Origin of the sequence: Bifidobacterium callitrichos (assembly GCF_008698085.1) — a bacterium.
GTDB classification, from domain to species: Bacteria; Actinomycetota; Actinomycetes; order Actinomycetales; family Bifidobacteriaceae; genus Bifidobacterium; species Bifidobacterium callitrichos.
This window is the reverse complement of sequence record NZ_RZJP01000001.1, coordinates 304,600-330,524: the sequence shown is the minus strand read 5'-3', so window position 1 is coordinate 330,524 and position 25,925 is coordinate 304,600. Positions and strand designations below refer to the sequence as shown.

General features: G+C 64.9%; 23 protein-coding genes. 20 read left to right on the top strand and 3 right to left on the bottom strand.

What is annotated here, in order from left to right:
* The first annotated feature begins 48 nt into the window (after positions 1-48).
* On the top strand, positions 49-819 hold the full coding sequence (locus tag EMB92_RS01545) for a hypothetical protein (RefSeq protein WP_150393557.1): 771 nt from the start codon (positions 49-51) through the stop codon (positions 817-819).
* Between the two features lie 53 nt (positions 820-872).
* On the opposite strand, the gene EMB92_RS01540 is transcribed toward EMB92_RS01545, so the two are convergent.
* A complete protein-coding gene (locus tag EMB92_RS01540; protein ID WP_150393556.1) occupies positions 873-1,745 on the bottom strand; it encodes a PfkB family carbohydrate kinase in 873 nt (290 codons plus the stop codon).
* 357 nt (positions 1,746-2,102) lie between these two features.
* Here EMB92_RS01540 and EMB92_RS01535 point away from each other — a divergent pair, with 357 nt between their 5' ends.
* The 3 genes from EMB92_RS01535 to EMB92_RS01525 all read left to right on the top strand — a co-directional run bounded on the left by EMB92_RS01535 (position 2,103) and on the right by EMB92_RS01525 (position 7,618).
* Positions 2,103-3,419 (top strand): O-acetylhomoserine aminocarboxypropyltransferase/cysteine synthase family protein, encoded by a 1,317-nt coding sequence (locus EMB92_RS01535; protein WP_043166599.1) that lies wholly within the window; start codon positions 2,103-2,105, stop codon positions 3,417-3,419.
* 362 nt (positions 3,420-3,781) lie between these two features.
* The gene (locus EMB92_RS01530) at positions 3,782-4,837 is read left to right on the top strand and encodes an ABC transporter ATP-binding protein (protein WP_150393555.1); all 1,056 of its coding nucleotides are present in this window, start codon (positions 3,782-3,784) and stop codon (positions 4,835-4,837) included.
* 45 nt (positions 4,838-4,882) lie between these two features.
* On the top strand, positions 4,883-7,618 hold the full coding sequence (locus EMB92_RS01525) for an ABC transporter permease (RefSeq protein WP_150393554.1): 2,736 nt from the start codon (positions 4,883-4,885) through the stop codon (positions 7,616-7,618).
* An 89-nt stretch (positions 7,619-7,707) separates the two neighbouring features.
* On the opposite strand, the gene EMB92_RS01520 is transcribed toward EMB92_RS01525, so the two are convergent.
* Both EMB92_RS01520 and EMB92_RS01515 read right to left on the bottom strand, forming a co-directional pair.
* Complete coding sequence (locus tag EMB92_RS01520) at positions 7,708-8,532, bottom strand: response regulator (protein ID WP_043166549.1); 825 nt, start codon at positions 8,530-8,532, stop codon at positions 7,708-7,710.
* A gap of 117 nt (positions 8,533-8,649) precedes the next feature.
* Complete coding sequence (locus EMB92_RS01515; RefSeq protein WP_150393553.1) at positions 8,650-11,127, bottom strand: DUF7134 domain-containing protein; 2,478 nt, start codon at positions 11,125-11,127, stop codon at positions 8,650-8,652.
* 160 nt (positions 11,128-11,287) lie between these two features.
* On the opposite strand from EMB92_RS01515, the gene EMB92_RS01510 reads away from it, so the two are divergent.
* The 16 genes from EMB92_RS01510 to EMB92_RS01435 all read left to right on the top strand — a co-directional run bounded on the left by EMB92_RS01510 (position 11,288) and on the right by EMB92_RS01435 (position 25,922).
* Positions 11,288-12,787, top strand: a complete 1,500-nt coding sequence (locus tag EMB92_RS01510) for an alpha/beta fold hydrolase (RefSeq protein WP_150393552.1) — start codon at positions 11,288-11,290, stop codon at positions 12,785-12,787.
* 62 nt (positions 12,788-12,849) lie between these two features.
* The gene (proC, locus tag EMB92_RS01505; RefSeq protein WP_150393911.1) at positions 12,850-13,701 is read left to right on the top strand and encodes a pyrroline-5-carboxylate reductase; all 852 of its coding nucleotides are present in this window, start codon (positions 12,850-12,852) and stop codon (positions 13,699-13,701) included.
* A gap of 120 nt (positions 13,702-13,821) precedes the next feature.
* Complete coding sequence (locus tag EMB92_RS01500; protein WP_150393551.1) at positions 13,822-15,909, top strand: bifunctional indole-3-glycerol phosphate synthase/tryptophan synthase subunit beta; 2,088 nt, start codon at positions 13,822-13,824, stop codon at positions 15,907-15,909.
* A 27-nt stretch (positions 15,910-15,936) separates the two neighbouring features.
* The gene (gene trpA, locus EMB92_RS01495) at positions 15,937-16,809 is read left to right on the top strand and encodes a tryptophan synthase subunit alpha (RefSeq protein WP_150393550.1); all 873 of its coding nucleotides are present in this window, start codon (positions 15,937-15,939) and stop codon (positions 16,807-16,809) included.
* A gap of 45 nt (positions 16,810-16,854) precedes the next feature.
* Complete coding sequence (gene lgt / locus EMB92_RS01490) at positions 16,855-17,784, top strand: prolipoprotein diacylglyceryl transferase (RefSeq protein ID WP_150393549.1); 930 nt, start codon at positions 16,855-16,857, stop codon at positions 17,782-17,784.
* Between the two features lie 63 nt (positions 17,785-17,847).
* Positions 17,848-18,516: a ribulose-phosphate 3-epimerase gene (gene rpe / locus EMB92_RS01485; RefSeq protein WP_150393548.1), complete on the top strand. Its 669-nt coding sequence runs from the start codon at positions 17,848-17,850 to the stop codon at positions 18,514-18,516.
* A 76-nt stretch (positions 18,517-18,592) separates the two neighbouring features.
* Positions 18,593-18,856 (top strand): phosphoribosyl-ATP diphosphatase, encoded by a 264-nt coding sequence (locus tag EMB92_RS01480; protein WP_043166534.1) that lies wholly within the window; start codon positions 18,593-18,595, stop codon positions 18,854-18,856.
* Positions 18,857-18,965: 109 nt separating this feature from the next.
* Positions 18,966-19,817, top strand: coding sequence for an ATP phosphoribosyltransferase (gene hisG, locus EMB92_RS01475; protein ID WP_043166533.1), 852 nt, complete (start codon positions 18,966-18,968; stop codon positions 19,815-19,817).
* A gap of 34 nt (positions 19,818-19,851) precedes the next feature.
* Positions 19,852-20,472 carry a CDP-alcohol phosphatidyltransferase family protein gene (locus tag EMB92_RS01470; RefSeq protein WP_150393547.1) on the top strand — a complete coding sequence of 207 codons (621 nt, stop codon included), beginning with the start codon at positions 19,852-19,854 and terminating at the stop codon, positions 20,470-20,472.
* A gap of 28 nt (positions 20,473-20,500) precedes the next feature.
* On the top strand, positions 20,501-21,484 hold the full coding sequence (locus EMB92_RS01465; RefSeq protein ID WP_190973516.1) for a DUF881 domain-containing protein: 984 nt from the start codon (positions 20,501-20,503) through the stop codon (positions 21,482-21,484).
* Positions 21,485-21,817, top strand: a complete 333-nt coding sequence (locus EMB92_RS01460) for a small basic family protein (protein WP_043166530.1) — start codon at positions 21,485-21,487, stop codon at positions 21,815-21,817.
* Positions 21,818-21,842: 25 nt separating this feature from the next.
* Positions 21,843-22,700, top strand: a complete 858-nt coding sequence (locus EMB92_RS01455) for a DUF881 domain-containing protein (protein ID WP_395951560.1) — start codon at positions 21,843-21,845, stop codon at positions 22,698-22,700.
* A gap of 90 nt (positions 22,701-22,790) precedes the next feature.
* Positions 22,791-23,228, top strand: a complete 438-nt coding sequence (locus EMB92_RS01450) for an FHA domain-containing protein (RefSeq protein WP_043166528.1) — start codon at positions 22,791-22,793, stop codon at positions 23,226-23,228.
* A 56-nt stretch (positions 23,229-23,284) separates the two neighbouring features.
* Entirely contained in the window at positions 23,285-23,923 is a 639-nt protein-coding gene (locus EMB92_RS01445) for a MerR family transcriptional regulator (protein WP_043166575.1), read from the top strand.
* Between the two features lie 41 nt (positions 23,924-23,964).
* Positions 23,965-24,354, top strand: coding sequence for a hypothetical protein (locus EMB92_RS01440; RefSeq protein WP_150393545.1), 390 nt, complete (start codon positions 23,965-23,967; stop codon positions 24,352-24,354).
* 140 nt (positions 24,355-24,494) lie between these two features.
* On the top strand, positions 24,495-25,922 hold the full coding sequence (locus tag EMB92_RS01435) for an ABC transporter permease subunit (protein WP_150393544.1): 1,428 nt from the start codon (positions 24,495-24,497) through the stop codon (positions 25,920-25,922).
* The last annotated feature ends 3 nt before the right edge of the window (positions 25,923-25,925 follow it).

The following is a 25,925-nucleotide window of genomic DNA, read 5'->3' as shown; positions in this document are numbered from 1 at the left end:
GACGCGCCCGCACAGGTGCGACGAAACCCGCACGGCAAGGAGGCCGCCATGAACACGACAACGACATCCACCACACACCCGCTCCACGGATGGCGCCGACGCATCACGGCCATCGGCGCGGCGCTGGCCATATGCGCCGCGCTCGCCGGCTGCGCCGCCGGTGGAACGTCGACGGGCGCCGACTCCGGAAAGGACGCGTCCGCAGACGGCGGCACGCCGACGTTCACCGGACCATACGCCGACGAATTCAAGCGGGAATACGACAAGGCGCCCACCGATCTGGCGCGGGGCATCCTCAGGGACGGCAGGATCACCGACGCCGAGATCCAGGAGGTCTACGACGACTACAACACCTGTCTCGAACCCTACGGACTGCAGGCCACGTACTCCGCGGACGAGGGCGAGACCGTCGCGCAGTACCGCGGATCCCTCTCCGACGACGAGCAGCTCGACATCATGAAGCAATGCCACGCGAAGACCGATGCCGGCATCATCTCCAGCCTGTACGTCAGCATGCGGAACAACCCCGAACGGCTCGACGTCGAGGCCATGTACCGGGCAACCTACCGGTGCCTCGTCAAGCACGATCTGCTGCCCGCGCCGATCAGCGAGGACGACTACATCAGCACGATGACCGCCGTCGGTGCCAAGGGCGACAACGCCGGCTTCGAGGCCAATATCAAACGCGAGATGGAGTTCTTCAGCGCCTACTACCAGACCGACTTCGACGGCAACCCCAACCCCAATTTCAAATACGGGCAGAACACCGACAAGGGGCGCCTGTTCTACGAGTGCACGAGCGACCCGCTGCACCAGTGACTGCCGAGCGAGCCGTGCGCCGTCGGACTCGGCTCGGCCGCCCCGCCACCGGTTCAGCCGACCAGAGAGGTCAGGTCGGCCAGATCGAGTTCGAAGCTGACGCCGCGATCCTCGTAGTGCGGCTGGTTGCGGGTGTGCGCCATCGCGTGACGGACGAACTCGCCGGCGATGCGCGCCGATTCGGCGAGCCCGCGGCCGGCCATCAGCGCGCCGCACAGGGCCGAGGCGAACGCGTCGCCGGTGCCGTGGATCATGTACGGCAGCCTTTCGTGCGCGATCTCCCGCCTCGCGCCGACGCCGACCGAGGCGGACGCAACGTAGTTGCGGATCATCCCGTCGCCGCGGTCGATGCCCTTCAACACCACGTTCCTGGCGCCGAGGGAGAGCAGCGCCTCCAGCAGGTCGTCGACCGCCGCATCGTCCAGATCGCGGCCCGGATAGTCCCGGCCCGTGAGGATCGCCGCCTCGGTCAGGTTCGGCATGAGCACGTCCGCACCGTCGGCGAGCGCGCCCATCGCCTCGCACAGCCGCGTCGTGTACGTGGGGTACATCTCGCCGCCGTCGCCCATCACCGGGTCGACCAGGCGCAGCGCGTCCGGATACTCGTCGTACAGGCGGCGGATGATCGCCACCTGATCGGGGGAGCCGAGGAACCCGGAGTACACGGCGTCGAGCTCGACGTCCTCGGACCGCCACGCGTCGAGATAGCCGGAGAGCATGTCGGTCGTGTCGTGGAACGTGAACACCCGGTACCTCGTGTGCGCGGAGAACAGGGCGGTGGGCACCGGGCACACGTCGCATCCGGCGGCGGACAGGATCGGGATAGCCGCGGTCAGCGAGCACTTGCCGTAGCCGCACATGTCGTGCACGGCGGCCACGCGCGGAATGTAGTCGGGGTCGCGCTCGTATAGGATCACATCGCTCATCGGCGAATCCTCCAGTCTCAAGTCTCACGGTGTTCCGCAGTGTTCTGCGATGGCCGGGCGTCGTGCGCGCCGGCCCGTGTATCGCGCACGACTGTAGTCGGCGTGAACACGAACATCCGATGGCGTCCGATCGGCGTGTCGCGCCCGTCGCGGGCGGTTTCCGACCGGTTTGCGCATGCCGGGATCCCAATGATCCCAACGTGTTTGAAGGGGCTATAGGCAACCCCGATAGCGTTCGGCTTGCGCCGTGCGGCACCCGGGTCGTACCTTCATAACCAACACCTCGCCAACCGCCGAACACGGCAGGCGGGTGGCAAGGAAACCAGCACGTCGACCAACCCGAGAATGGAGCACATCATGGCCGAGAAGAACAAGAACTACCGTTTCGAAACCCTGCAGCTGCACGTCGGACAGGAGCAGGCCGACCCGGCCACCGACTCCCGCGCGGTGCCGATCTACGCGACCACCTCCTACGTCTTCCACAACTTCGACCACGCCGAGGCCCGCTTCGGTCTGGCCGACCCGGGCAACATCTACGGCCGTCTGACCAACTCCACCCAGGGCGTGTTCGAGGACCGCATCGCCGCCCTCGAGGGCGGCACCGCGGGCATCGCGGTCGCCTCCGGCGCCGCGGCCGTCGAATACGCGGTGCGCAACATCACCCAGTCCGGCGACCACATCGTCTCCTCCAAGAACATCTACGGCGGCACCTTCAACCTGCTCAAGCACACGCTGCCGCGCGACGGCATCACCACCACCTTCGTCGACCCGGAGGTCCCGCAGAACTTCGAGGACGCCATCCAGGAGAACACCAAGCTCGTCTACTTCGAGACCTTCGGCAACCCGAACGCCGACCTGCCGGACTTCGAGGCCATCTCCGCGATCGCCCACAAGCACCATCTGCCGGTGATCGTCGACAACACGTTCGCCACCCCGTACCTGTTCCGTCCGCTCGAGCACGGCGCCGACGTCGTCGTCGAGTCCGCCACGAAGTTCATCGGCGGCCACGGCACCACGCTGGGCGGCGTCGTCGTCGAGGGCGGCAACTTCAACTGGGCCGAGGTGCCGGGCAAGTTCCCGACCCTCACCGAGCCGGATCCGTCCTACCACGGCCTCAACTTCTACGAGGCGCTCGGCGGCGCCGCGTTCGTGACCCGCATCCGCGCGATCCTGCTGCGCGACACCGGCGCCACCCTGAGCCCGTTCGCCGCGTTCCTGCTGCTGCAGGGCACCGAGACCCTGTCCCTGCGCGTCGAGCGCCACGTCGAGAACGCGCTCAAGGTCGTCGAGTACCTGCAGACCGTGCCCGAGGTCGAGTCCGTCTCCCACCCGTCCATCGAGGGCCGTCGCGACCACGCGCTGTACGAGAAGTACTTCCCGAACGGCGCCGGCTCCATCTTCACCTTCGACATCAAGGGCGGTAAGGACGCGGCCCGCGTCTTCATCGACAACCTGCACCTGTTCAGCCTGCTGGCCAACGTCGCCGACGTGAAGTCCCTGGTCATCCACCCGGCCTCCACCACGCACTCCCAGGAGACCCTGGAGGAGCTCGAGGACCAGGGCATCCACCAGGGCACCATCCGCCTGTCCATCGGCACCGAGAACATCGAGGACATCCTCGACGACCTCAAGGGCGGCTTCGAGGCCGTCCGTGCCTCCGGTCTGGCCAAGTGAGCCCGGCGGACAGGATCCGATAGGGTCCGTCGTACCGGTGGAAGGGGCGTCGCCCGCGTTTCGAGGACGGGCGGCGACATCGGACGATGGGAGGGGAAGGCTCCCCAGGCCTGCCTGATCAAGCGGCGGCCGACACCGAACGTCATGCGGTGTCGGCCGCCGCTTCGCGTCGTGCGCCCGCACACCGCGTAGGCGGATGCACGACGGCGGGAGGGACACGCTCATCCGAAAGGATGAGACCCGCGTATGCGGCCTTCCGTAATTCAACCCTGCGCACGATGGGGTGCGCCGGGCGATGCGCATAGCGTGGAATCCAGGAGCGGACGGACCACGTCCGCGGCAAACATGTATGGAGCAACGCCATGAGCATCATGAACGAAACCAACACAGTCAGCGCAGCCTCCCGGCCCGATCCCGCCATCCAGGCGATCGACCTCGTCAAGGACTACGGCGAGGGGGAGGGCGTCGTGCACGCGTTGCGCGACGTCAACGTGACCTTCGAACGCGGCAGGTTCACCGCGATCATGGGACCGTCCGGATCCGGCAAGTCCACGCTGATGCACACGCTCGCCGGCCTCGACTCGGCCACATCGGGACGCATCATGTTCGAGGGGCGCGACCTGACCCGTCTCAACGACAGGCAGCTGACCCTGCTGCGCCGCAACCGGATCGGATTCATCTTCCAGAGCTTCAACCTGCTGCCGATGTTCACCGCCGAGCAGAACATCCTCATGCCGTTGACGCTCGCCGGAGCCAGACCGGACCGACGCTGGTTCGCGACCCTCGTCACCACGCTCGGCCTCGAACGCCGCCTCGACCACCGGCCGACCGAACTGTCCGGCGGCCAGCAGCAGCGCGTCGCCATCGCCCGCGCGCTGATCACCAAGCCGAAGCTCGTGTTCGCCGACGAACCGACCGGCAACCTCGACTCCGTGTCCAGCGCCGAGGTGCTCGGCTTCCTGCGCCGGTCGGTCGACGAACTCGGACAGACGATCATCATGGTCACGCACGACGCGGTCGCCGCCTCCTACGCGGATCGGGCCATCGTGTTCGCCGACGGGCGGATCGTGGCCGACGAGCCGCATCCAACCGCCGAACGCATGAACCGGCTGCTCATGGCCGAACGCGAGAGGGCCACGCGCGCCGCCGTCACCGGCACGTCCGCGGACCGGCTCGCGCGCCTGGCCGGCACGCGCAACACGACCGCACTGCCGGTCACCGATGACGTGCTGCCGCCGACGCCGCCGGCGTCGACCGCGGCCACTGCGGCCGTCCCGGACCAGTCCGCGCTGCCAGGAGGCACGGCGGCGAACGGTTGGATGGGCGGGAGCGAGGATGCCGTCGACCGTACGGGCCGCGCCGGTCGGGGGACGCGAGGCCGTCGCCGTTCCTCGTCCGGCGCACGCCATGCACGCTGAACGTTGATCCGTCAAGACACGTCGATCCGATCCGAAAGGCCCATCATGCTTTCACTGACCATCAGACTCATGAGGAAGAGCGCGCGGATGCTCATCCCCGCGGGCATCGCCATCCTCATCGGCACCGCGTTCATCGCCTCCACGTTCCTGTTCTCCAACGCGATGACCGCATCCCTGACCAGACAGACCACCGCCCAGTTCGGCGACGCCGACTATATGATCGCGCCCAAGCCGTTCGGCGAACTCGACGACAAGGCGCTCGAATACGCATACACGCGCTCTGTCGGCGACTTCCACATCGACAGGATGCGCGCCACCGAGGGAGTGGACGGCGTGCGCGTCGACGCGTCCGCCACCGTGACCGTCACCAACGGCGACCGGAACGTGAACGTGCAGGCCATCGCCGCATCGGACGGCGCGAAACTGCTGCCGGTCAAGGTCACGCACGGCGACCAGCCGGCCGACAACCACGAAATCGCCCTGCCACAGTCGGCGGCCAACCAGCTCGGCGTGAAGGTCGGCGACACCGTGACGATCGACTCGCAGGCGGCACACGCCATGCGACAGGCCGCGGCACTGTCCGCCGGCACGCGGGCGGACAGTGCCGCAACGGCGGACGCCTCGACCCCGACGCCGACGGACGTGCCCCGATCCGCATCGGCCGGCGACACCGTGCACGTGGTGGGAATCACCACGGACCCGGATGGCGCCTACCCGCTCTACGGCGGCGCCGCCGTGCTCTCCGACGCGGACCTGGCCGCGATGGCCGGTGTCGACGACTTCAGTTCGATGAGCGTGCTCAACATCTACCTCGACGTCGCCGACACGTCATCCGACGCCGCGAAGGCCACGATCGCGCGCGTCGAGAAGCTCCTGCCCAGGCATTACACGATCCAGTCGCGCGCCGACGCGGCCGACGCGTCGGTCAGGAGCATGAGCGGCGGCGGCACCGACATCACCACCACGTTCCTGCTGAGCTTCGGCGTGCTCGCGATGCTCGTCGCGGCGCTCGTCATCGCCAACACGTTCCAGGTGCTCGTCGCCCAACGCCGACGCACCCTCGCCCTGCTGCGCACCATCGGCGCACGCAAGGGGCAGCTGTACGCCTCCGTCCTGCTCGAAGCCGGCATACTTGGACTCATCGCCTCGGCGCTGGGCGTGCTGCTCGGCATCGGCCTGATGGCCGGGGTCGGAGCCTCGGGCCTGATGAGCAAGGCCGGCCTGGAGAAAGGCGTGATCCTCAGCTGGCAGGTGTTCGTCGTACCGATCCTCTTCGGCATCATAATGACCATCATCGCCTCGCTCGGCTCCGCACGCTCCGCCACGGCCGTCACCCCGTTGGAGGCGCTGCGCCCGATCGAACTGACCGCCACCCGCCGCGCCGGCATCCTACGCGCCGTACTATCCACGCTGATGCTCATCGCCGGACTGGCCGGCTGCTGGTTCGGCGCATGGCAGATACATGAGCTCAACGTCGGACGCGACTCGCTGGCGAAGGACAACTACGGACCGGTGCTGCTGATCGCGATCGCGGGATGCGCGTTCGTGTTCCTCGCACTCGTCCTGTCCGCCACGTTCTGGCTGCCCGTGCTCATGCGAGGATTCGGCGCGCTCGTCTCGCTGACCGGTCCGAGCGCGAAGGTCGCGCACGCCAACATCCAGAAGAACCCGCGCCGCGTCGCCGCCACCGGCGTGGCGCTGCTCATCGGCGTCACCCTCGTCTCCACCATCGCCACCGGCGCCGCCAGCGGCAAGCAGACCATGGCCGAGGCGATCTCCACACGCTACAGCGTCGACATGATCGCCACCGGAAGCGACATGACCGACGCGCAGATCCGCAAGGCCTCCACCGTCAAGGGCGTGACCGCATCCCTTACGGCGCCCACCGCCGCGGCGAGCGTGAAGACCGCCGACGGCAAGGACCTCACCGTGCTGCTCGTCGGAGTCAAGGACATCGACTCGCTGCGCAAGGTGATGCACGCCGACCTGAACGGCGTGGGTCTCGGCGTGGATGACGTGCTGCTGCCCGCCTACTCGGCCTCGGACGGCAGGAAACTCACCTTCCCGGCGAACAGGGGAACCACGTTCACGATCGCCTCCGCCGACGGCTCCACGACTCCGATCACGCTCACACCGAAACAGGCCGACTACCGCAGGGTCAGCTCCGACTACGGGGCCGTCGCGTTCATCGACGCCGACCGGTTCGGCAACGGGGGAATCCAGGCCAGCGGACGCATGCTCATGATGGCCGTCGACAACCGGAACGACACGCCGCTGATCACTGTCCTCACCGACGTGCAGGCCGCGTTCTCCGCCAACCCCGGCATCACCGTCACCGGCCCCGTCGCCGAACGCGCCATGTGGGAGACCATCATCGACGTACTCATGTCCATGCTCGTCGGACTCATCGCCGTGGCCGTGCTCATCGCACTCGTCGGCGTGGCGAACACCCTATCGCTCTCCGTCATCGAACGCACCCGCGAATCCGCGACCCTGCGCGCCATCGGCATGACCCGCGGCCAGCTCAAACGTTCGCTCGCCGTCGAATCACTCCTGCTCTCCCTCGTCTCCGGCATCGTCGGCGTGATACTCGGCACCGGATTCGGCTGGCTCGGATCATACATGGTGTTCAGCCTCTACGGGAAGGTCGCCCTACCCTTCGAATGGACGATGAACGGCACCGTACTCGCCGTGGCCGCCCTGGCCGCGCTGCTCGCCAGCATCGCACCCGCACGCCGGGCCGTCAGAACCCCACCGGTCGAGGCGCTCGCCGAAGCCTAGACGAACAACCCAATGACACGACAAGGGGGTGTCGCCCGTGGCAGGCGGCACCCCCTAGCCATCTATCCATGATCCACCGGAATGCCGGCTCACACCAGCCTGTTGTCATAGGCGAAAACCACGGCCTGCACGCGATCACGCGCATGGATCTTCGACAGGATATGCGCCACATGCGTCTTCACCGTCGGCAGACTGATGAACAGCTTATCGGCAATCTCCTGATTGCTCAGACCATGCGCGATCTCCACCAGCACCTCACGCTCGCGATCGGTCAACAACTCCAGCTCCGGATCCGTATACGACACCGGATCAGACGGGTCGACCATACGACCGCCGGCAAGCGGAGCATTCGCCGGAGCCGGCGAACCCGCGGAGAAACCGGAACGGACCGACGCCGACACCGCCGTCCGACGCGCCGCGCTCGCCGGCCCCTCCACGGGGGCGCCGATGGGGAGCGTCCCGTTCTGCGCGTAACCGTCCCGCATCATCTTCTCGATGAGCCGTTTCGTGGCGGAGGGGGCGATGATCGCATTGCCCTGGAACACGGTGCGGATCGAGGCGAGCAGCGTCTCCGGCTCCGTGTCCTTGAGCAGAAAGCCGGAGGCGCCGGCGTCGATCGCCGCCATCACGTACTCGTCCAGATCGAACGTGGTGAGGATGATCACGCGCGGCCCATGAGCGTCGATATCGACGATCCTGCGCGTCGCCTCGATGCCATCCATGCCTGGCATGCGCACATCCATCAGTACGACATCCGGATGGAGACGCTCGGCCAGTTCGACGGCATGCCCGCCGTCCCCGGCCTGCCCGACCACGTCCATATCCGGCTGGGAGCCGATGACCATGGCGAATCCGGCCCTCACCAGCTCCTGATCGTCGGCGATGACCACTCGAATCCTGTTGCTCTCACTCATACCGTCCACCCTACCCGGTGGCGGCGCGCACGCATGGAGCAGATACCCTGATTCTTCCCTGAATCAATCCCGCATTCCCGGCCGTTCCCGCCACATGACAACGAGTGGTGATGATGATCAGCCGGCCGAACGACTCCTCATCTGTTCGTCCAACGGCGCCGCGGGGGACAACGGCGCGGCATGACGGTCCTGCCGTCGGGATGCGGGCGTTCCATCGCTGAATCCGGTCTCGCGCAGCACCGTCAGCAAGCGACGCATATGCGCCAACGCCTCCCTGCCCTGCGCGCCGATGCCCGCGAACGATTCGGCGATCCGATCCGCGGACGGCTGCGGCGACTCGTCCAGCATGACCAGCCCCTCGTCCGCCTTGGCGGTCACCGCATCCAACGTGGACGCAACCTCCGAACGCATCGCCGCGCCGATACGCTCACGCTCCATGTTCGCGGCCAATACCCGCTGACGCTCCTCCTCGGCCCGCAACGCCTCCTCACGCTGACGCAGCACCAGCATGTCCGACCCGCTCGAACGCCGCCATGCGGCCATCGCCATCGAAACAAGACACAACAACAGCATCAGCATCCCGATCGGCATCGAGCCGACCAACAGAACCCACATCGAACCATCATCCGGCAGATCGGAGCGAACCAGCCCCACAAGCGGTCCGATACCCTCCCGTCCGGCCACCATCCGCACGCCGAACAGCCACGAATCCACGGCGGTCGCGATCAGCACCCAACGCCAGGCACCATCACGACCGTACAGCACCGCCGCATGGACGGACGACAACGCGAACACGCCGACCACGGGAATCGACGGCAGACACAACAGCGCCAACGCGCACAGCACCGCCATGGCCAGCGCGCTCCGCTCGGGGAACCGACGACGCAACGCGAACGGCGTAAGCATGACCGCCGTCAACACCACCGCAACCGCACTCCACACCGGTTGCGCAACGGACGAGACATCGGCCAGACCCGACTCGTCGAACATCGCCGGATAAAGCAGCCACGTCAGAATCGCCGCGGACAACACATCCATGAACAGATAATGCCTACCGGTCCACCACGCCATATAGCCGATCCAATTCGAACGGGACACGCCGCCGTCCGGAACATCGTCGGCATCGGAATCCACGATCGATCGACCTGCACGCCACGACCGCCACCGGACGGACAAACCGGACAAGACGGACGCCACCCATCCGAACGAACCAGACAGAGAGGCAACGGAACCGACCGATCCAACGGGCAACGACGATTCATCCGAACGCGCAGACGACTCCCCACGCGCCGCGGCAACAGACGACAACGGGATACGAGCCGAAACCGTGAACCCGCCCGATTCCGCCGGGCCGGATTCCACATCGCCGCCCACCGCGGTGACGCGTTCACGCATGCCCAACAGGCCATAACCGGCACGATGCCCATCCAAAGCCGCCCTCGCACCAAGACCATCATCATGAATCACAATACGAAACTCATCCGGACCCCACGTCTCAACGATCGTCACCCGAGCATCCGGGCCGGCATGCTTGCGCACATTCGACAACGACTCCTGCACCAGACGAAACACAGCCACATCCGCATCAGGAGAGAATCGATCGGGACGGGCATCACCCTCCACACGGCGATCAACCGGCGGCACGCCATCACACAGATCCCCAATACGCGCATACCCCTCATCCGCAGGACCACCGAACACCTCGAACAGGCGATGCATATCCCGCTGGGCAATCAACGCCTCATGACGGATCGTCGCCATCGTACGCTTCGCCACAGCGATGTCACGGGCACCCGCATACCGACCACCATCCGACTGGACGATGATCGTCGACAACGTATGCGCCACAACATCATGCATATCACGAGCGATACGCGCCCGCTCCGCCAACGCCGCGATACGACGCTCCTCGTCCTCGCGCGCGGCGATCGACTCGTTGCGCTCTCGCATGGCGCGCAGGGTCGCCAGACGCGACCGGCGCCAGAAGGCCATGATGATCGCGCTGACGAGGCACACCGACATGGCGATCATCAGCAGGCCCGCGTCCATGCCGATATCTCCGACGCAACCACCGGAGTCGCCGCCGAACACGCCGCTGGTCGACGACCGGCATGACGGCGGCCACACAGGCGTCAGATCCAGCCCCAGAGCGTCCGTGAGCGTCGCACCACCGAACAACGGACCAAGATTGAACGCCAACGACCAGACGACGGACGCCACCACACCCATGATGAACGCGGTGACGATGAAACGCGGCGCATGACCGGGTGAACCGTGCACCAGCACCGAATACAGCATCAGCAGCGCGTAGAAATCGCCGTAGGAAGTCGCCGGTCCCAACACGAGATGGGCCGCGCACAACGCGACGAACAGCCACGCGGCCGCCTCCGGCCGCCAGCGTCGCATCGCCAGGGGAATCACGGTAAGGGACGCCCACAGGTACAGGGCATCGGCGTTGGTGGTGAACAGCAGACCGGGCGCGGTCGACGTGTCCGTACTGCCGGACAAGGGAAAACACAACCCGGTCAACAACGCCGCCAGCAGAATATCCACCGCCAGCACATGCCCGCGGTTCCATTCGGCGAGCCGCTCCATCCATCCATTCATGACATCCAAGGCTAGTGCGTGCGACGGTCGCCGCCCATCATGCCATGGGATGAGATGCCCGCGAACCATGAAGAGACGGGTAGAGTTGACCTGTACGCGAACGCACGCGCCCGACTCAGGCGCGGTCGGCCGAACGAAGGGAAGACGCATGACGCTGCTCAACGAATACTATGTTCCAGGACTGCACATCGAGGACCGCTCCATCGACGTGCCGCTCGACTGGACAGGACACGAGCCAGGACACGGCTTCGACGGCGAGCCGATCAAACTCTTCTACCGCGTGGTCACCACACCCGAACACGTGCACGACGACCTGCCCCTACTGATCTTCCTACAGGGAGGCCCCGGCGGCGCCGGCCCCCGACTGCTCAGCCCGCAATCCGACGGATGGATCGAAGAGGCAACGAAACACTTCCGCGTAATCCTGCCCGACCAACGAGGCACCGGACGATCCAACCGCGTCGACACCCACACAATGACGCGCATCGCCGCCGCCCACACCGGCACGACCGACGCAGCACGCGCACAGGCCGACTACCTCAAACTATTCCTCGCCGACTCGATCGTACGCGACTTCGAACACCTGCGCCGCACCGAATTCGGCGGCCGCAAATGGGTGACGATGGGACAGAGCTACGGCGGCTTCCTCACACTCACCTACCTGTCACTATTCCCCGAAGGCATCAACGCCAGCTTCACCACCGGAGGCATCCCACACGTGCCCGCCGACGCCACCGAAGTGTACGAGCACACGTTCCCACGCATGGCGAGAAAGACCCAACAGTTCTACGAACGCTACCCCCAGGACGCCGCACGCGTGGCCGCGCTCGCCGACACGCTGCCGACCGCCGCGGAGGTGAACGAGTTCGTCGCCACGCTGACCGATACGGTGCTCGGCCAGCTGGGAGGAACCGCCATCGAGCATCGCCTCGGCGTGATCGCCGGCATGGCCGCGCACGGTTTCCCGCTACTGCCCAACGGGGATCCACTCACCGTCGAACGGCTGCAGTGCCTCGGCTCCGATTTCGGCATGAAGCCCAGCTTCGAACGCGTCCATTGGATCCTCGACGACGCCTTCACATCCGGTGACGGTTCGGTGTCGGCCGAGACCGAACCGGGGGATGCGCCGCTGTCCGACCTGAGCGACGAGTTCCTCGCTAAGGTCATGAACGCCACCTCGTCGCGGCCGCTGTACTGGCCGCTGCAGGAGTTCATCTACGCCAACGGCGAGCTCGACGAGCCGATCCGCTGGGCGGCGCAGCGCGTGCGCGATCGACACCCCGAGTTCGACACGGGGGAGCGCCCCCTCAACTTCACCGGTGAGGCGATGTTCCCGTGGATGTTCGAACAGGAGGCCGCGCTCCGACCGTTCAGGGCGGCGATGGACGTGCTCATGGAGGACACGCACTTCGGCGTGATCTACGACGAGGAACGTCTCGCGGGCAACGAGGTGCCGCTGCAGGCGGGTGTCTACTTCGACGACATGTACGTCGACTCGGGCATGCAACTCGACACGCTGAGCCGCATCGGCAACAGCCACTACTGGGTGACCAACGAGTTTGAGCACGACGGCCTGCACGGGTCGGTCGTGTTCCGTCACCTGTGGCAGGAGGCGCTGGACCGCGGCGATCTGGAGACGCTGTTCTAGAGGAATACGGGTCATAGGAACACAGACAGAACACAGGTAGAAAGGGAACCATCATGGATGATATGGATGATCTGACCATCGGATTCATCGGCTACGGCAACATGGCGCAGGCCATCGCGCAGGGACTCGTCGACGCGGGCGTGGTGCGCGGCAGGCAGATCGTCGCCTGCGCCGCCCACTACGACAAGCTGGAGCGCAACGCCGCCAAACTCGGCGTCAGGGCGCTGCGAAGCCCGATCGAGGTGGTTGCCGCCGCCGATGTGGTCGTCGTCGCGATCAAGCCCTATCAGATCGAAACGGTGATCGGACCGCTGACGCAGGAGCTTGCCAAGCCCGGAAGGTTCGTCGTGTCGATCGCGGCCGGCTGGGATCTGGAGAGGTACCGCACGCTGTTCGACGCCCGGACGCAGCAGTCGCAGCCCGCCGCCGGTGCGGACGGCGTGGATGGCGGGGAAGCACCAGTCGTGCATATCCAGTGCACGATCCCCAACACCCCGATGGCCGTCGGCAAGGGCGTGCTCGTCACCGAATCCGCGAACACGCTCACCGCCGATCAGACCGCCGTCTTCGAGAGGCTGTTCGCGCCGATCAGCCTCATCGAACGTGTCGATTCCGCGCACATGAACATCGCGATGGTCGTGGCCGGATGCGCCCCCGCCTTCACCGACATGTACATCGAGGCACTGGGTGACGCCGGCGTCAAGTACGGCCTGCAACGAGATGCCGCATATCGTCTCGCCGCGAAGATGGTCGAGGGCGTCGGCGCCCTGTACATGTCCACCGGCGCGCATCCGGGAGCCATGAAGGATGCCGTCTGCTCGCCTGGAGGCACCACCATCCGCGGCGTCGGACAGCTCGAGAAGGACGGGTTCCGTGGAGTCGTCATCGACGGCGTCGACGCGATCATGGAATGATCATGGAAGATGCGGGCACCGGAACGCCCGGAATCGCTCAGAATGTAGGACACGACGGCACTGTGAGACGGACCGTGGCCTAGAGTGACGCATGATTGACCACCACGACAAGGGAGGATCATGTCAGTATTGGACGAACTGGTGGCGGGTGCGCTGGAGGACCAGCGTACCCGCGAGCGCAGCGTATCGCTTGAGGATGTGAAGCGTGCCGCACTGGCGGCACCGGCCCCGATCGATGCGATGCGATGGCTCAAGCGCGCCGACGGCATCCCCGTGATCGCCGAGATCAAGCGCGCATCCCCGTCCAAGGGACACCTCTCCGACATCCCCGATCCGGCCGCACTGGCATTGGAGTATGAGAAGGGCGGCGCCAGCGCGATCTCCGTGCTGACCGAAGGCCGCCGGTTCCTCGGCTCCCTCGACGATTTCGACAAGGTGCGCGCCGCGGTGCATATCCCCGTGCTGCGCAAGGACTTCATCGTTACCGACTATCAGATCTACGAGGCGCGTGCGCACGGCGCCGATCTGGTGCTGCTCATCGTCGCCGCGCTGGACGACGCGACGCTGAGGCATCTGCTCGAGCTGTCGCACGAGCTTGGCATGACCGTGCTCGTCGAGACCCATACGCGCGAGGAGATCGATCGCGCGATCGCCGTCGGCGCCAGGGTCATCGGCATCAACGCCCGCAACCTCAAGGATCTGAAGGTGGACGTCAACAAGTACAACGAATTGGCCGCGAATCTGCCGGACGACGTCATCAGAGTGGCGGAATCCGGTGTGTTCGGCGCCGTGGAGGTCGAGGACTACGGCCGTGCCGGCGCGGACGCCGTCCTCGTCGGAGAAGGCGTGGCCACCGCCGACGACCATGAGCTGGCGGTCGAACGACTAGTAAAGGCAGGAGCAAGAGTGAAAGCATCCGAAACCACCCCGTTGAGCGAACATCACGGACCGTATTGGGGGCAGTTCGGCGGCCGCTACGTGCCCGAGGCGCTGATCACCGCCTTGGATGAGCTGGAGCGCGTCTACGATGAGGCCAAGGCCGATCCCGAGTTCCACAAGGAGTTCATGACCCTCCAGCAGCGCTATGTGGGTCGTCCCTCGCCGCTGACCGAGGCGCCGCGCTTCTCCGCGCTCGTCAGGGAGAAGACCGGTCTTGATGCGCGCATCTTCCTCAAGCGTGAGGATCTGAACCACACCGGCGCCCACAAGATCAACAATGCGCTCGGTCAGGCGCTGCTCGTCAAGCGCATGGGCAAGACCCGCGTGATCGCCGAGACCGGAGCCGGTCAGCATGGCGTGGCCACCGCCACCGTCTGCGCGATGTTGGGCCTCAAGTGCCGCATCTACATGGGCCAGATCGACGCGCGACGTCAGGCCCTCAACGTGGCCCGCATGCGCATGCTCGGCGCCGAGGTGGTCGAGGTCACGCTCGGCGACCGCATCCTCAAGGACGCCATCAACGAGGCGCTGCGCGACTGGGTCACCAACGTCAAGGATACCCATTACCTGCTCGGCACCGTCGCGGGTCCGCACCCGTTCCCCGAGATGGTGCGCGACTTCCAGAAGATCATCGGTGAGGAGGCCAAGCAGCAGCTTCAGGACTGGTACGGCATCGACCATCCCGACGCGGTGTGCGCGTGCGTGGGCGGCGGTTCCAACGCCATCGGCGTGATGAACGCCTTCCTCGACGACGAACGCGTCAACCTGTACGGCTACGAGGCCGGCGGCAACGGCCCCGAATCCGGCAGGCACGCCATCCGCTTCGCCCCCGGCACTGGTCAGCTCGGCATGTTCCAGGGAGCCAAGAGCTATCTGCTGGAGACCGATGAGGGACAGACCCTCGACACCTACTCGATCTCCGCCGGACTCGACTACGCATCCGTCGGCCCCGAACATTCGTGGCTCAAGGACATCGGTCGCGTCAACTACTCGTGGGCCACCGACGAGGAGGCCATGAACGCCTTCCGCGACCTGAGCCAGACCGAGGGCATCATCCCCGCCATCGAAAGCTCGCACGCGGTCGCAGGCGCCTACAAGGCCGCCGCCGACCTCAAGGCCAAGGGATACGACAAGGCCGTGATGATCGTCAACATCTCCGGACGCGGCGACAAGGACATGGCCACCGCCGGCAAGTGGTTCGGATACCTGACCGATGATCAGGCCAAGGCGCTCGAGGTCACCGGAGCGCACGGCAACACCGTGGCCTGAGACAAGAGGAAGAGGAGATTTCCCATTATGACGAACGCAGCAACCACGCCATCCGGACAGCCGCTTGGCATCAGCCACAAGCCCAGCCAGACCGAGGCGCTGTTCACCCGGTTCAAGGCCGAGAACAAGCCCGCCTTCATCGGATACCTGCCGTACGGGTTCCCTGATCCGGACACCTCGCTCGAGGCGTTGCGGACCATGGTCGAACACGGGGTGGATGCCGTCGAGATCGGTCTGCCGTACTCCGACCCGGTGATGGACGGACCGGTCATCCAGGCCGCATCCTCCATCGCCCTCAACAACGGCGAGACCATCAGGCGCGTCTTCGAGGCCGTCGAGACCGTGGCCAACGCCGGCGGAGTCCCGCTGGTCATGAGCTACTGGAATCTGATCTACCATTACGGCGTCGAACGGTTCGCCGCCGACTTCGAGAACGCCGGCGGCGCCGGTCTGATCACCCCCGACCTCATCCCCGACGAGGCCGGCGAATGGATCGAGGCGTCCGACAGGCACGGTCTCGATCGCATCTTCCTGGTGTCCCCGGATTCGTCCACCGAACGTCTTGAGATCGTCTCCCGCAATGCCCGAGGCTTCGTCTACGCCGCCGCGCGCATGGGCGTCACCGGAGAGCGCGCGCAGCTCGACGCCTCCCCGGAACTGCTCGTCGAACGCACCCGCAAGGCCGGTGCGACGAACGTGTGCGTCGGCATCGGCGTGTCCACCGCCGAGCAGGGCGCGAAGGTCGGATCCTATGCCGACGGCGTCATCGTCGGTTCCGCACTCGTCCACACGCTGCTTGCCGACGACAACAGGACCGCGCGCGACAAGGCCGAGGGGCTGAGGCTCCTCGCCGCCAAGAGCGAGGAACTCGCCGAAGGCATCCACGGCGCGCGCAGCTGACAACGGTTCCGGCGCGGATTCGCATGCCGCGCGTAGGATGAAACCATGAATCTCGCGTATATTCCCTCGCCGACGTTCTCGAAGTTCCAGATCGGCCCGGTGACCATCCGCATGTACGCGGTGTGCATCCTCATCGGCGTATGCTTCGCCGTCTGGATCCTCACTCGCAGGTGGAAGCGTGTGGGTGGCACCTTCGATCAGGTGCTCGACACCACGTTGGTCACCGTGCCGTGCGCGTTGGTCGGAGCCCGTCTGTACCACGTGTTCACGACCCCCGACATGTACTTCCCCCCAAACGGAGACCCCGCCGACATCATCAAGGTGTGGGAGGGGGGAATGGCCATCTTCGGAGGCATCGGCGTGGGCGCTCTGGTCGCGTTCCTGTGGTGCCGGCATCGGCACTATCCGTTCGCGATGTTCGCCGACTGTCTCGCTCCGGGACTGCTCGTCGCACAGGCCATCGGCCGACTCGGCAACTGGTTCAACCAGGAGCTGTTCGGCTGGCCGACCACCCTGCCGTGGGGCCTCAAGCTCAACGACTCCTCCGACGCGATCGGCCGCACCGAGGTGTGCTATCAGGGGACGGCATGCCCCACCGGCACGCTCTTCCACCCGACGTTCCTCTATGAGATGATCTGGAACCTCATCGGCGCGGCCCTCATCGTCTGGATCGGCCGTCGGTGCGCAGACCGGCTCAAGGCGGGGCAACAGTTCGCCATGTACATGATCTGGTACGGTCTCGGCCGCAGTTGGATCGAGAACGTCCGCATCAACTACTCCACGGTGATCCTCGGCCTGAGGACCAACGTGTGGACCGCGATCCTCGTGTTCCTTGCCGGATGCATCCTCTTCGTCGTGCTGCATCGCGTCGGCCAGGACACCTCGACGCTGAGCGAACGACTCGTCGCGGTCACGGCGGACGAGCTTGAACGCCAGCGCCTCGAAGAGGAACAACGCGGGAAGAACAGGCGTTGAACTTCCGGCGACATCCTCGCCAATGCACGACATCGTCCGAATTGATAGATAAGGTATGAAATCATGAAGAAGATTGAAATCGCACCCAGCATCCTGTCCGCCGACTTCTGCAACCTCGAGCGTGACCTCAAGGCCATCGCCAACGCCGATCTGGTCCACGTCGACGTGATGGACCATCACTTCGTGCCGAACCTGACGCTCGGCGAGCCGATCGTCAAGCGCATCTGCGAGGTCACCGACCTGCCCGTCGACGTCCACCTGATGATCGAGGATCCGGACCGCTGGGCCCCGGAGTACGCCAGGCTCGGCGCCTCCTCCGTGTCCTTCCACATGGGGGCCACCCATGCTCCGGTCCGTCTGGCGCGCCAGCTGCGTGACATGGGCTGCAAGGCCTGCTTCGCCGTGCGTCCCGCCGAACCGGTCGAGCCCATCTTCGACATCCTCGACGAGTTCGACATGATCCTCATCATGACCGTCGAGCCCGGCTTCGGCGGTCAGAAGTTCCTCGACAACCAGATGGCCAAGGTGCGTCGTCTGCGCGACGAGATCACCCGCCGTGGCCTGTCGACCAAGATCCAGGTCGACGGCGGCGTCAGCCCGAAGACCGCGCACATCGTGGCCGAGGCCGGTGCCGACGTGCTCGTGGCCGGTTCCGCCGTGTACGGGGCCGACGACCGTGCGGCAGCCATCGACTCCATCCGTGACAAGGCGGCCGCCGCCTACCGCGACTGAGCGCGACGCATCGAACGAGCCGCGTCACATACCGCGTATAACGCCACACAACAACAGAAAGCATCAATCACACATCATGAAGACGTTTGAATCCCTGTTCGCCGAGCTGAGCGAGAAGGCCAAGACCCGTCCCGAAGGATCCCTGACCGTCGAGGAGCTCGACAAGGGCACCCATTTCATCGGCAAGAAGATCGTCGAGGAGGCCGGAGAGACTTGGATCGCCGCCGAATACGAGGGCGCCGACCGCACGGCCGAGGAAATGAGCCAGCTGCTGTACCACGTGCAGGTCATGATGATCAAGCACGGCCTCACGCTCGAGGACGTCTACAAGCACCTGTGAACCTCGTGCTCCGCGCAACATGACGAACGGTCATGGCACGACGCAAGTGGAGCACCTCCCATGACATTCATCAAGCCGCGTGAACCATGGCGGCACTAAGGGGAAAACCATGCTGAGAATCGCCGTACCCAACAAGGGCATGCTGTCCGAGCCCGCTTGGAACATGCTGTCCGAGGCGGGATACCGCCTGCGTTCCAATCCGCGACAGCTCGTCGTCGAGGATCCCGATAACGACATCGAACTGTTCTATCTGCGTCCTCTGGACATCGCCGTGTACGTCGGCAGCGGCACCATCGACTGCGGCATCACCGGCGAGGACCTGCTGAAGAACTCCGGCACCGAGGCGCTCGAGCACATGCCTCTCGGATTCGGAGCCTCCACGTTCCGCTTCGCCGCGCCCAACGAATCCTCCTTCTCCAAACTGGAGGACATCGAGGGCAAGCGGGTCGCCACCTCCTTCGACAAGCTGGTGCACGATTATCTGGTCGAACACGGCATCAACGCGCAGACCATCCATCTGGACGGCGCCGTCGAATCCTCCGTGCAGCTCGGCGTCGCCGATCTCATCGCCGACGTGGTGTCCACCGGAACGACGCTGCGCAACGCCGGTCTGCGGATCTTCGCCGATCCGATCATGCATTCCGAGGCCTGCCTGATCCGTTCCCCGCGCCTCGATCCGAAGGACGAGCGCCTCACCGTGCTCAGCCGCCGTCTCGAAGGCGTGCTCACGGCGCAGCGCTACGTGCTCATGGACTATGACATTCCGATCTCCAAGGTCTCCGCAGCCGTGGCCGCGGCCCCCGGTTTCGAAAGCCCGACGATCTCCCCGCTGCACGACAAGCAGTGGAACGCGGTGCGCGTCATGGTTCCGAAGGCCAAGGTCAATCAGATCATGGACAAGCTCTACGAGGTGGGCGCCCGCGGCATCATCGTGACCGCGTTGCAGGCGTCCCGCATGTAGCCGTACGGCCCATGCGTGTACAGTGAATCGAAGCATGACCGAGCACAACGTCACATCACGGTACAGTCCGGAGGCGAAGGACATCTATCTGACCGTCCCGAACCTCATCAGTCTGCTGCGCATCATCTCCATCCCGTTCATCGCCTGGCTGATGGCACGGCATGAGATGGTGCCGGCACTGATCGTACTTGCGATATCGTCCGCATCGGACGGCATCGACGGCATTCTGGCGCGCAAGCTCGACCAGGTCAGCAAGATCGGGCAGATCCTCGACCCGCTGGCCGATCGTCTGCTCATCTTCTGCTCCATTCTGGCACTCGGGGTGGCGGGCATCATCCCCTGGTGGATGCTCATCGTTGTTGGTCTGCGTGATCTCGTCATGGCGGTGCAGGTGCTGTGGATCGCGCAGTACGGGTACGGCCCCCTGCCCGTGCATTTCGTGGGCAAGGCCGGTACCGCGTTGCTCATGATGGCGATCGTCGCCCTGACCGTGGCCGACCTCGGAACCGGATCGCTGTTCCGACTGCTGCATCTGGCAGCACTGGCGGCCGGCATCTGGGGCGTTGCCATGTACTGGCTTGCCGGATACATCTATTTCCGTCAGGGCATCACCGTGCTGCGCCAGGAACTGCCGCGCCAGCATGGCAAGGCCTGAGTCGTGGACGTAAGCAGGGCGTAGCGTGATGAACGATCTCGAGCCGATGCCGGCATCCTATCCGGTGGATCGCGCACAGTCCGTGCCCCGGCGCCGCTCGACGTTCTCGCGCACCTACCGGGGGCTGATCACCCATCATCTCGCCCCCGGCCCCGATGTCAACGAGAGGGAGCGGGAACGTCGTCGCCGTGTCCGGCAGGACGAATCGCTGCGTCTCATCGACGATCTGACGAACCGTCCCCTCGACCCCATCTATCTGGATTCGAATCTGGCCACGCATCGGGATACCGCATTGTCGAAATGGTCGATGCGCATCCTGTGCTTCCTCGTATGCATCGGCGTGGGGTTTCTCGGCAGCCTGTTCGTCCAGCAGCTTCATTCCGATCCGCGTCGGGAGGTGCGCGCGTCCCTCGCCTCGCAGCTGGAGACGTCCCAATCCAACGTGGATACGCTCTCCGGGCAGATCAACGACCTGCGATCCAAGGTCGAGGATCAGTCCGATCGACTGGACGTCACCGGTTCGAGCGAGACCGTGCTCAATGACGAGATGGCCAGCGGTCTGGTCAAGGTGACGGGGGAGGGGATCACCCTGACGGCCTCCAACCCGATCGCCGCCGCCAATGACGGTGCGAACGGCGCATTGCCCAGAGAGAGTGCGGGCAGTCATCTGCGCGTCATCACGGACGGGGATCTTCAGCTGCTGGTCTCGCTGCTGTGGCAATCAGGGGCGGAGGCCATCTCCATCAACGGCCATAGGCTCGGGGCCCAGACCTCGATCCGCACCGCGGGAGGCGCCATTCTCGTCGGTCTCGACGCGGTATCCAGCCCGTACCGGATAGAGGCGATCGGCAACAGCGGCGATCTGTCCGCATCCGTCGGACGTAAGCGACTCGGCGCGCTCTATGACGCCTATCAGGACGCCGGCATCACCCTGCAGGTCAAGGAGTCGAAAGGGCTTACACTGGAAGCGGCCGTAGTGGGCGATCTCAACTACGCAAGGAGGGCGGAATAGATGGCGGCGGTTCTGGGTCTGATCATCGGCGTGGTGATCGGTGTGTTCGTGCAGCCCGACATCCCCGTGTGGGTGCAGCCGTACCTGCCGATCATGGTCGTCGCTGCGCTCGATGCGCTGCTGGGTGCCGCCCGCGCCTATTTCGAACGCCGCTTCTCCGATCGCGTGTTCATCATCTCGTTCTTCGCCAACGTGATCACCGCCACCCTGCTGGTGCTGCTCGGCAACCAGCTCGGTGTCGGCTCGCAGCTGCAGACCGCGGTCATCGTCGTGCTCGGCATCCGCATCTTCTCCAATGTGTCGGCCATCCGCCGGTTCATCTTCCGAAGCTGACAGGGGCGATATGCGTATGGCGGGTATGAGACGGGACGGACGCGACGGGCGCCGTAACGGCGGGGAGACGCGTGACGACACCGTCACGCGGATGAAGGCGCATGTCGAGGCGGAGGAGCGCAATGACGACCTGGCCACCGGATCCTTCCCCCAGGTGGGACGTGCGGGGAACGGCAAGCGTTCGCTGGGAGGCTCCGGCCTGCGGGCCAAGCTGCTGTCCTCGACGCTGGTGCTCCTCATGTGCGCGTTGCTGGGATTCGGCTACATGACGCAGATCAACAACACGCAGTCCACATACGAGACGCTCAGCGAGGATGAACTCGTCAGACTGATCAACGAGACCAGCAATCAGGCGCAGCTGCTGGAACAGCGCAAGAACGAGCTGTCCAGCCAGCTGTCCAGTCTCAAGGCGGCGGCCGACCAGCGCGAGCAGGCCGAGAAGATCGCCAAGCAGAACGAGGAGACCAGCGGCATCATCTCCGGTAGACTCCCGGCGCAGGGCGAGGGAGTGGTCATCACGATCACGCGCGGCACGAAGCAGAACATCGACGCCGCAAGCCTGTTCACCCTCATCGAGGAGCTGCGCAACGCCGGAGCCGAGGTCATCTCCGTGGGCGACGTCCGCGTCGTCACCTCCACGTCGATCACCGCCGACGCCGACGGCAACCTGATATGCGACGGAGTCACTCTGGACACCCCGTACGTGATCCGTGCGATCGGCAACCCCGCGGACCTGCAGAACGCCGTCAATATCGCCGGAGGCATTGGCTCCAGACTCAAGGTGATGTACGGCTCGCGGGTCACCGTCACGCAATCCGATGACGTGACCATTGATGCGGTGCGCGACCCCGCGACGTACAAGTATGCGAAAGCCGCGCAGTGAACGGGATTCTCGGCGTTTCCCACGACTTCAGCGCGCCTCGCGCGAGTTGGTCGATGCGGAATGGAAATCATTGGCTTAGAATGATGAATTATGACTGAACCGATTCCTAGCGCAGGCGAAACGACCATCATCGGTCTTCCCGCCATTACCATTCCCGTGACCGCCACCGGCGACCGTCCTCTCACTCAGGAGGATCTGGACACCATCTCCCGTCTTTCCCCGGGTACGGCGCTGCTCATCTCCACGCGAGGGGCGGTCTCCGGATCGCGATATCTCCTCGACGAGGACGAGGTGAGCGTCGGGCGTGATCCGAAGTCCGATATCCTGCTCGACGATTCCACCGTCTCCCGTGCGCATGCGGTGTTCCGTCGTGTCAATGGAGTGTTCTCCGTCATCGATGCGGGATCGCTCAACGGCACGTACGTGAACCGTCAGCGTGTCGATCAGGCGACGTTGAAGAACGGCGACGAGATCATGATCGGCAAGTTCCGTCTCGTATTCTTCACCCAGTCGGCGATCGTCGCCTGAACACCGGTTCGGGTGAATCCATCAGAAGGACCACATGGGGAGCGGCGATGACCGACATGGACGAGATCAGACCGCGATTGCGCATATGGTCCGATGATCCGGCGGTCGGCGATGACGATGCCGTGCAGGGGGAGCTGTTCGCCACTCCGGAGGACAGTGAGCCCAAACGTGGCTATCGCGGCACCGTCGCATCCAAGGTCGCCGGCATCACCTACCGGCAACTGGATTACTGGGCGCGCAAGCAGATAGTGGAGCCGTCGATCACCCCGTCGCACGGTTCCGGCTCGCGCCGTCTCTACTCGTTCAAGGACGTCGTCATCCTCGCCGTATCCAAGCGTCTGCTCGATGCCGGAGTGAACCTGCAGAACGTCACTGCGGCCATCGGATTCCTCACGCAGCGTAGCACCAGACAGCTGGAGAACATCACCATCATGTGTGACGGCCAGCACGTGCACGAATGCACCACCAACGAGCAGATGCTCGATCTGCTGCAGAGCGGCAAGGCGGTGTTCGCGGTGTCCGTGGGATCATTGTGGCATCAGATCCAACAGGCGCTGGAGGGGGAGGACTATGTCGATCTCCAGACCCATCCGGCCGTCCGATCGACCGGCCGTCCTATCGATGATCTGACCGCGGCGCGCATGCGCCGGAAGCTCGAGGCGCAGCGGCTGGCCCGACACAGCGCGGTCGCATGAGGGCTAGACCGACGGACTGTGATACTGATGAGGGGGCTGACATGCTGGATCTGATGCCCGCCATGCTGTGGTGCCTGGCACTGCTGATATCGGTGGCCGTCATCATCATATGCGTCATACGAGGCCGTCTGCTGCATCGGTATTCCGGTGCAGTCCCCATCGTCTCATGGAATGTGGTCTACGCGCATGTGGTCTGCGTCGTTCTTGGTTCCTCCCCATACATGGTGTACGTGTGGTACGCCGATGGGAACGCATTCGACCCCGATGTACGTGACTTCTACGCATCATTGGGTTGGCCCAGCGCCGTCACCTTCATCCTGCTGCTGATCGTCCAGTGGGTCTGCATGTATGCGCAGGCGCGTCGCGCCGCGCGCAGTCAGATGGATGCCGTCCTCGGATCGGCGCACGCGGCAGACCGGTCCGATCTCTGATCGCTTCGATTGCTCTGATTGCGGACATTATCCGCACGTAACGAATCGGCATCTACGGAAACGAGGGAGAAACAGAAGCGCAACGGCGCGCGTAACTTGCCTCTCTAGATTGTGGAAGCAAATCCAGAGAGGACATTCACATGGCAGCCGTAACCATACAACGGCGTCATCGAATGGGATTGCTACTGTTCGCATGTACAGCGGTTTCGACCCTACTGATGGCGTTTCTCATTATCATTCCGCCAGTCCCCGCGCAAGCGGCCGAGGCGGTTCCCACCTGCAACCCCTCCGCGACGAACGGATGCGTCAACGGCATCCTGCAGGACGCGGGCAAGACCCCGATCGCCGGAGTGGAGATCACACTGAGCGGGGCCGAGACCGCGACCACCACCACCGATGCCAATGGCAATTGGGCGTTCAGCGTGTCCAAGGACGGTACATACACCGTCACCATGGACAAGTCGGTCGCCGAGAAGCATAGGCTCAAGGCCGCAAGCGCCACCGTCGACGTCAAGATGAACAGCTTCGACAAGGCGCGGCAGGTGGTCCGCTTCGACAAGCCCGCATCGAACGCTTCGACGAACTCGAACGGCGGATCCTCGTCCGATGCCTCCGGATCGTCCGGTTCGACATCGGCGAATACGGGATCGGCCTCAGGTGATGGGGGTTCGTCGATCGGAGCCAACATCGGCGCCAGATTCTGGCAGCAGCTGTTCTCCGGCGTGATCTTCGGCCTCATGCTCGGCCTCATGTCCGTGGGCATGAACTTGGTCTACGGCACCACCGGCCTGAGCTCCTTCTCCCACGGCGAGCAGGTCAGCCTCGGTGGTCTGATGGCGTATGTGGGTACGCAGGTGCTGCACTGGCCCCTCATCCCTTCGGCGATCTTCGCGGTCGCGGTGGGCGCGCTCACCGGATGGATTCAGAACGAGATCGTCTGGGCTCCGCTTCGGCGCAAGCGCGTCGGCACCATGCAGCAGATGATCGTCACGATCGGCCTGTCCATGGCGCTGCAGTATCTCTTCCAGTTCTTCTTCGGCGGCGACATCAAGGGCATCGTCAGGTCGGTGCCGTCGAGCTTCAATCTCGGTCCGATCACCACTGACGCGCCGACGCTCATCTCGGCAGGCATCGCGATCGTCGTCATCGTCGGCGTCAGCCTGTTCCTGTACAGGACGCGCCTCGGACGCGCCACCCGCGCAGTGTCCGACAATGCGGCGCTGGCCGCCGCGTCCGGCATCAACGTCGAACAGGTGGTGCGGATCGTGTGGATCATCTCCTGCGCGATGGCCGCCCTGTCCGGAGTGCTGTTGGGCGTATACCTCAACGGCATCTCATGGAACACCGGCGCGACGCTGCTGCTGCTGATGTTCGCGGCCGTCACCCTTGGCGGCCTCGGCACCGCGAACGGTGCGCTCGTCGGATCCCTGATCATCGGCATCGTGGCGGACATGAGCTCGCTCATCATCCCCAACGACATGCGTTACGCCAGCGCGCTGGCGATTCTCATCATCGTCCTGCTGGTACGTCCGCAGGGCATCTTCGGCAAGCAGCAAAGGGTGGGCTGAGAC

Excerpts from the sequence above, each read along its gene's own strand:
- EMB92_RS01545 (WP_150393557.1), top strand. The coding sequence starts at position 49 with ATGAACACGACAACGACATCCACCACACACCCGCTCCACGGATGGCGC.
- EMB92_RS01540 (WP_150393556.1), bottom strand. The coding sequence starts at position 1,745 with ATGAGCGATGTGATCCTATACGAGCGCGACCCCGACTACATTCCGCGC.
- EMB92_RS01535 (WP_043166599.1), top strand. The coding sequence starts at position 2,103 with ATGGCCGAGAAGAACAAGAACTACCGTTTCGAAACCCTGCAGCTGCAC.
- EMB92_RS01530 (WP_150393555.1), top strand. The coding sequence starts at position 3,782 with ATGAGCATCATGAACGAAACCAACACAGTCAGCGCAGCCTCCCGGCCC.
- EMB92_RS01525 (WP_150393554.1), top strand. The coding sequence starts at position 4,883 with ATGCTTTCACTGACCATCAGACTCATGAGGAAGAGCGCGCGGATGCTC.
- EMB92_RS01520 (WP_043166549.1), bottom strand. The coding sequence starts at position 8,532 with ATGAGTGAGAGCAACAGGATTCGAGTGGTCATCGCCGACGATCAGGAG.
- EMB92_RS01515 (WP_150393553.1), bottom strand. The coding sequence starts at position 11,127 with ATGGAGCGGCTCGCCGAATGGAACCGCGGGCATGTGCTGGCGGTGGAT.
- EMB92_RS01510 (WP_150393552.1), top strand. The coding sequence starts at position 11,288 with ATGACGCTGCTCAACGAATACTATGTTCCAGGACTGCACATCGAGGAC.
- proC (WP_150393911.1), top strand. The coding sequence starts at position 12,850 with ATGGATGATCTGACCATCGGATTCATCGGCTACGGCAACATGGCGCAG.
- EMB92_RS01500 (WP_150393551.1), top strand. The coding sequence starts at position 13,822 with ATGTCAGTATTGGACGAACTGGTGGCGGGTGCGCTGGAGGACCAGCGT.
- trpA (WP_150393550.1), top strand. The coding sequence starts at position 15,937 with ATGACGAACGCAGCAACCACGCCATCCGGACAGCCGCTTGGCATCAGC.
- lgt (WP_150393549.1), top strand. The coding sequence starts at position 16,855 with ATGAATCTCGCGTATATTCCCTCGCCGACGTTCTCGAAGTTCCAGATC.
- rpe (WP_150393548.1), top strand. The coding sequence starts at position 17,848 with ATGAAGAAGATTGAAATCGCACCCAGCATCCTGTCCGCCGACTTCTGC.
- EMB92_RS01480 (WP_043166534.1), top strand. The coding sequence starts at position 18,593 with ATGAAGACGTTTGAATCCCTGTTCGCCGAGCTGAGCGAGAAGGCCAAG.
- hisG (WP_043166533.1), top strand. The coding sequence starts at position 18,966 with ATGCTGAGAATCGCCGTACCCAACAAGGGCATGCTGTCCGAGCCCGCT.
- EMB92_RS01470 (WP_150393547.1), top strand. The coding sequence starts at position 19,852 with ATGACCGAGCACAACGTCACATCACGGTACAGTCCGGAGGCGAAGGAC.
- EMB92_RS01465 (WP_190973516.1), top strand. The coding sequence starts at position 20,501 with ATGAACGATCTCGAGCCGATGCCGGCATCCTATCCGGTGGATCGCGCA.
- EMB92_RS01460 (WP_043166530.1), top strand. The coding sequence starts at position 21,485 with ATGGCGGCGGTTCTGGGTCTGATCATCGGCGTGGTGATCGGTGTGTTC.
- EMB92_RS01455 (WP_395951560.1), top strand. The coding sequence starts at position 21,843 with ATGAGACGGGACGGACGCGACGGGCGCCGTAACGGCGGGGAGACGCGT.
- EMB92_RS01450 (WP_043166528.1), top strand. The coding sequence starts at position 22,791 with ATGACTGAACCGATTCCTAGCGCAGGCGAAACGACCATCATCGGTCTT.
- EMB92_RS01445 (WP_043166575.1), top strand. The coding sequence starts at position 23,285 with ATGGACGAGATCAGACCGCGATTGCGCATATGGTCCGATGATCCGGCG.
- EMB92_RS01440 (WP_150393545.1), top strand. The coding sequence starts at position 23,965 with ATGCTGGATCTGATGCCCGCCATGCTGTGGTGCCTGGCACTGCTGATA.
- EMB92_RS01435 (WP_150393544.1), top strand. The coding sequence starts at position 24,495 with ATGGCAGCCGTAACCATACAACGGCGTCATCGAATGGGATTGCTACTG.